The 5,572-nt window shown below is 76.1% G+C and carries 2 protein-coding genes and 1 pseudogene; 1 reads left to right on the top strand and 2 read right to left on the bottom strand.

From position 1 onward, the window contains the following. Both BI06_RS35875 and BI06_RS35870 read right to left on the bottom strand, forming a co-directional pair. The coding region (locus BI06_RS35875) for an EsaB/YukD family protein (RefSeq protein WP_043475327.1) at positions 1-409 on the bottom strand (409 nt) is incomplete at its 3' end. Continuing rightward, on the bottom strand, positions 406-4,416 hold the full coding sequence (locus BI06_RS35870; RefSeq protein ID WP_030396831.1) for a type VII secretion protein EccC: 4,011 nt from the start codon (positions 4,414-4,416) through the stop codon (positions 406-408). The genes BI06_RS35870 and BI06_RS35875, both read right to left, overlap by 4 nt. A 454-nt stretch (positions 4,417-4,870) precedes the next feature. On the opposite strand from BI06_RS35870, the pseudogene BI06_RS51640 reads away from it, so the two are divergent. Further along, positions 4,871-5,572, top strand: a pseudogene (locus BI06_RS51640) (hypothetical protein); the annotation flags it as partial.

Genomic DNA, 5,572 nt, shown 5'->3' with positions numbered 1-5,572 from the left:
CGAGGGCGGCGAGGGCGGTGCCGGCCAGGAGCAGGGCGAGGGCGCGGGTGAGGCCGGGGTGCCAGCGGCCGGGGCCGCGGCCGACGCGGTCGGCGACGCCGTCGGCGATGTCGTCGAAGTGCAGGGCGGGCAGCGGGTCCTCGGCGGGGCGCAGCCGCAGCACGTCGCCGTGGCGCAGGCCGGCGGTGGCCGGGGTGGCCTCGGGGTCGAGGGGGTCCTCGCCGAGGCGTTGCAGGACCCAGGCGGGGGTGGCCCGGTCAGGGGTGGCGGGGAGGTCCCGGGTCAGGACCGGCAGCAGGGCCGCGACGGTGGTGGTGACCGGGACGGCGAGGTCGGCCCGGCCGGCGGGGCCGTCGACGGTGATGCGGCAGACCTCGGTGGTCTCCACCGGGGGCGGTGCGGTGGTCATGGTGCTCCAGTCGGGGCGGGGGGTGCGGGAACGAGGCCGGTCTGGACGAGCGTGACGGTGCGCCGGGTGACCAGCTGGGCGCGGCCGGGGGGCAGGGTGCGGGGCCTGGCCTCGCCGAGGAACCTGCCCTCCTCCTTGGGGTAGGAGAGCAGCAGGGCGGGGTTGCCGAGTTCCCACATCCTGCGCAGCAGCGGGTCCATGACGGCGCGCATGGCGCCGGAGGTGCTGCGGGCGACGACCAGGTGGAGGCCGATGTGAACGCCCTGGGCGAGCAGCGGGACGAGCGGGGCGGTCGGGGAGGGCGCGCCGGGCGGGCCGGTGAGCAGGTCGTGGTCGTCGACGAGGACGAAGAGTCTGGGGCCCTGCCACCAGTCGCGCCGGGCGAGCTGCTCAGGCGTGATGTCGGTGCCGGGAAGCCGGCTGCCGACGGAGACGGCGGCGCTCTCCGCGAGGCGTCCGAGCCCGTCGGTGTCGACGGCGAGGCCGACCCGGTAGTCCTCGGGGACGTCGTTGAGGAGTCCGCGGCCGGGGTCGGCCAGCAGGATGCGGGCTTCCTCCGGGCGGTAGCGGGCGGTGATGGCGCGGACGGCGAGGCGCAGGGCGTTGGTCTTGCCGGTCTCGCCGTCGCCGAAGACGGTGAGGTGCGGCGTGGTGCCGAAGTCGTGCCAGACCGGGGCGAGCCGCTGTTCGTCGTGGCCGAGGCAGAACCGCAGGTCGGGGGTTTCGGCCGGGCCAGGGAGCCGGTCGGCGTCCAGTCGGGTGGGGAGCAGGCGCACGCCGGGGGCCGCGCTGCCGGGGGCGAAGGCGTCGATCTCAGCGACGGCGGCCTTGGTGGCGGCGGTGAGGTCGTCGGTGCGGGCGGAGCCGTCGAGCCGGGGCAGTGCGGAGAGGAAGTGGTGCCCGGTGGCGGTGAGCCCGTGGCCGGGCCGGTGCGGCACGGCGGCGGCGGCCTTGGAGCCGACCTCGGACTCCATGGAGTCGCCGAGGCGCAGTTCGAGCTTGGTGCCGAGCAGGTCGCGCAGCCGGGAGCGGAGTTCGGACCAGCGTACGGCGGAGGCGACGACGTGGATGCCGTAGGAGAGCCCGCGGGCGGCGAGGTCCATCACCCGCTGTTCCAGGTCCTCGTACTCCTGGCGGAGCGTGGCCCAGCCGTCGACGACCAGGAAGACGTCGCCGTACGGGTCGTCGACGGCGCGGCGGGCGCGCAGGGCGCGGTAGGCGGCGACGGACTCCAGGCCCAGAGAGGTGAAGAGCTGTTCGCGGCGTTCGAGGAGCTGGTGGACTTCCTCGACGGTGCGCAGCACGCGGTCGCGCTCCAGCCGGGTGGCGACGGAGCCGACGTGCGGGAGGCCCGCGGTGGAGACCAGGCCGCCGCCGCCGAAGTCCAGGCAGTAGAACTGGACCTCCTCGGGAGTGTGGGCGAGCGCCAGGGCGAGGATGAGGGTGCGGAGCAGGGTGGACTTGCCGGTCTGCGGGGCTCCGACGACACCGATGTGGCCGTCGGCCCCGGAGAGGTCCGCGAGGAGCAGGTCGCGCAACTGCTCGAAGGGGCGGTCGACCAGGCCGAGCGGGACGCGCAGTGCGCCGCGCAGCCGCGGGTCGGAGGTGGCGAGGCCGCGGTCCGGGTCGGGCACGATGCCGGGCAGCAGCTGGTCCAGGCTGGGCGGGGCGGTGAGCGGGGGCAGCCAGACCTGACGGGCGGGCGGTCCGGCGTCCTCCAGCCGGGCGACCAGGACCTCGGAGAGGCTGTCGTCGCCCTCCTCGGCCGGCTGGTCCTCGGCGGGTCGCCGGCGCAGGGCCTGTTCGGCGAGGGAGAGCAGGGCCGCTTCCTCCTCGAGGCGGGCGGAGGCGAACGGGCCGGACCGTTCCAGGCCGAAGGCGGTGACCTCCCGGACGGGCAGCCCGGCGCGCACCTGGTCGGGACGGGGCGCGGCCGGCGCGGGGCCGGAGACGTAGGCGGCCTTGAAGCGGACCAGGTTGGTGGTGTCGACCTTGAGGTAGCCGTTGCCGGGGGCGGACGGCAGTTCGTACGCGCTGGCGGTGCCGATGACACTGCGGGACTCCATGGAGGAGAAGGTCCTTAGCGCGATGCGGTACGAGAGGTGGCCCTCGACGCGGTGGATCCGGGATTCGTCCAGGCGCTGGGACGCGAGCAGCAGGTGCACTCCGAGGCTGCGGCCGAGTCGGCCGACGGATACGAAGAGGTCGATGAACTCGGGTTTGCTGGCGAGGAGTTCGGAGAACTCGTCGACGACGATCAGCAGTGCGGGCAGCGGGGCGAGGGTGGCCCCGGCGGCGCGGGCCCTCTCGTACTCGTAGAGGGAGGCGTGGCCGGCCTCCCGCAGCAGTTCCTGGCGGCGGATCATCTCGCCGCTGATGGAGTCGCGCATCCGGTCGACGAGGTGGAGTTCGTCGGCGAGGTTGGTGATGACGGCGGAGGTGTGCGGCAGCCGGTCGAGGTGGAGGAAGGTGGCGCCGCCCTTGAAGTCGACCAGGACGAGGTTGAGGAGTTCGGAGGAGTGGGTGGCGGCCAGGCCGATCACGAGCGTGCGCAGCAGCTCGCTCTTCCCGGAGCCGGTGGCACCGATCAGCAGGCCGTGCGGGCCCATGCCGCCCTGGGCGGACTCCTTGAGGTCGAGCTCGACCACCTCGCCGTCCTCGGTGACGCCGATCGGCACCTTCAGCCGGGCGTCCTGCGCCTGCCGGGGGCGCCACTTGGCGGCGGTGTCGTAGCCGCGGACGTCGCGGATGCCGAGCAGCGTCGCCAGGTCGACGTCGGACTCCAGCGGACGGTCCCGCAGGTCGGCGCCACCGGCGGTGCGCAGCGGGGCCAGGGTCCGGGCGAGGGTGTCGGCCTCGGCGGCGCCGAGCCGGTCGGCCCGAGCGGTGACGGTGGCGCTCCCGGCGGGGAGCGCGACCCGGCCCTCGCGAACGGTGAGCCGCAGCACCCGGGGGCCGCCGGGGACGGTGCCGGTGAGGTCGAGGAGGACGACGCCGCGCAGTCCGGCGCCACGCAGGCGGGAGGTCTCCGGCAGGCGCACGCCCTGGGCGACGACCACCACGAAGGGTTCGGCCACGCCGGGGGCGGAGCCGGCCTCGTGGTCCGGCCGGTCGCGGACGCCGGTGCCGAGGAGGTCGAGCAGGGCGTCGTGGTCGCCGGCGGCCAGCCGGGCGGGGCCCGCGGCGTCCTCCTCCTGCGGGTGGGCGTTGTGCGGCAGCCACTTCAGCCAGTCCCACTCCCGGCGGCCGGCCTCGTCGGCGAGGACCGCGACGCGCAGTTCGTCTGGCGAGTGGAGCACGGCGAGCCGGCCGACCACGGCGCGGGCCAGGGCGAGGGCGTCCTCGTGCTCACCGACGAACTCGACGGCGGTGAAGCGCTGGAGGGAGACCGGGAGGGGAAGGTCCGGCACCGTCCGGTGCGCGTGGGTGAAGCGGCGCAGCGAGACCGCGCAGAGCGGTTCGAGGTCCTCGACCGGCTTGGTCCTGGGGGGCAGGAACTCCAGGGCGGCACGGCGGGGGCCGGTGCCGATCCGGATCCGGGCGAAGTCCGCGTGGCCGGGCCGGCGCTCCCAGAGGCGGGGGCCACCGGCCAGCGCCCACAGGTGGGCGGGGTCGGGTTCGTCCCAGAACAGGGCCGCGCGCTGCCCGGCGGCGGCCTGCCGGGCCTGGCGGCGCTTCTGGGCAAGGTAGCGCAGGTAGTCGCGGCGCTCGGCCCGGATGCGGCGGCGGCGCTCGGCGCCGGGGCGGCCGATCTGGACCAGGGTCATGCTGACCATGGCGATGCCCATCATCCCGGACATCGCGTACATGGCGGTGCCGCCGTTGCCGACGGAGAACATCAGCACCATCGCGCCGGTGCCGAGCCCCATCGGCAGGTACGTCAGCACGGAACCGAAGTCCGCGGTGGCGGGCTCGCCGAGGACCGGGGGCTCCGCCAGTTCGACCTGTTCCTCGGGCAGGCCCGGTCCCTCGGCGCGGGGCGGACGTCTGACGACCACGGTGCTCACGTCCCGTACTCTCCCGTTCCTCTGCTCCGCCGTGCCGTGCCGGCGTGCTCTGCTTCGCGCTCCGCTGCCGGTCCGGGCGCTGCGGGTCCGGTCGGCGGTTCGCTCCGGTCGCTCCGGGTCGGAGCCTAGGAACCGCCCGTGGGGGCTCCCGCCGTCCGGGCGGTTCTCTGTCCCGGCGGCCCAGGAAGCGTGTCCGTTGGTGCATCCGGCAGCGTTTCGGGTGGTGGATCCGGCCGGGGCCGGGCCGGGCTTGCACCTTGATGCAAGGAAGCGGGTACGGAGGGTCCGGGCCTGCGCCGGAACCGGGCCGGCCGGCCGGGGCGGCGGTTGAATGACGCGGGCCCGAGGCCCGTCCCCCGGGCCGGCCGCGCCCGGCCCCTGCCGCCCGGGCGGGTCGCCCGGATGCCGGTGCGACCTCCGCACGGCCGGGCCCGACAACGAGGAGCAGAGACGCATGGAACGCGCGACGCCGTCCACGGACACCTCCGGCGCACCCGAGGGTGCGCTCTGGGATCGGACCCTGCCGTGGGAGGCCGACCCGGAGGGCGACCTCCAGGACTGCGCCCTCCCGGAGGGCGACCTGCCGGAGGGCGCCTTCCCGGACGGCGACCTGCCGGAGGGCGACCGACCTGGCGACGACCTGCCGGACGGTCCGCCGGAGGGAGCCGAAGCCACTCCCGGTGAGGCCGGCCGGCCCGCCGCGTCCGATCCGGGCCCCTCCGAACCCGGTACGGCCGCGGCCGAACCCACCGCTGCTGATGCCCCGGAAGCCGACGCACGCCAGCCCGCCACCGCCCCAGCCGCTCCGCCTCACCCCGCGGCTCGGTCAGCCGCGTCCTCCCGCTCGGGCGAGCGCCCCGGGAAGCTCGCGCGCGGGCGCCGGACCGGTGGCGGGCGGCCGGCGGACGGCGAGGAGCAACCGGAGCGGACCGCCCGGATCGCCGGAGTCCTGGTCGCCGCCGGCGTGCTGGCGGCCCTCGCGGTCACCGCCCTGTCGGTCACCGCCGGTCCGGGCGAGGCCGACACGACCGCCCACGACTCCGCGACCGGCCCGGCGCCGGACGCGGCCCGGGTACCGGGGGCGACGGTGCGCGCCGACGTGGCGGCGACTCCGGACGCATCCGCCACCGCCGCGCCCGCTCCGGCCGCCGACGGC

This window comes from Kitasatospora sp. MBT66 (genome assembly GCF_000710405.2).
Taxonomy (GTDB): Bacteria; Actinomycetota; Actinomycetes; order Streptomycetales; family Streptomycetaceae; genus Kitasatospora; species Kitasatospora purpeofusca.
This window is presented reverse-complemented; position numbering and strand designations above follow the sequence as displayed.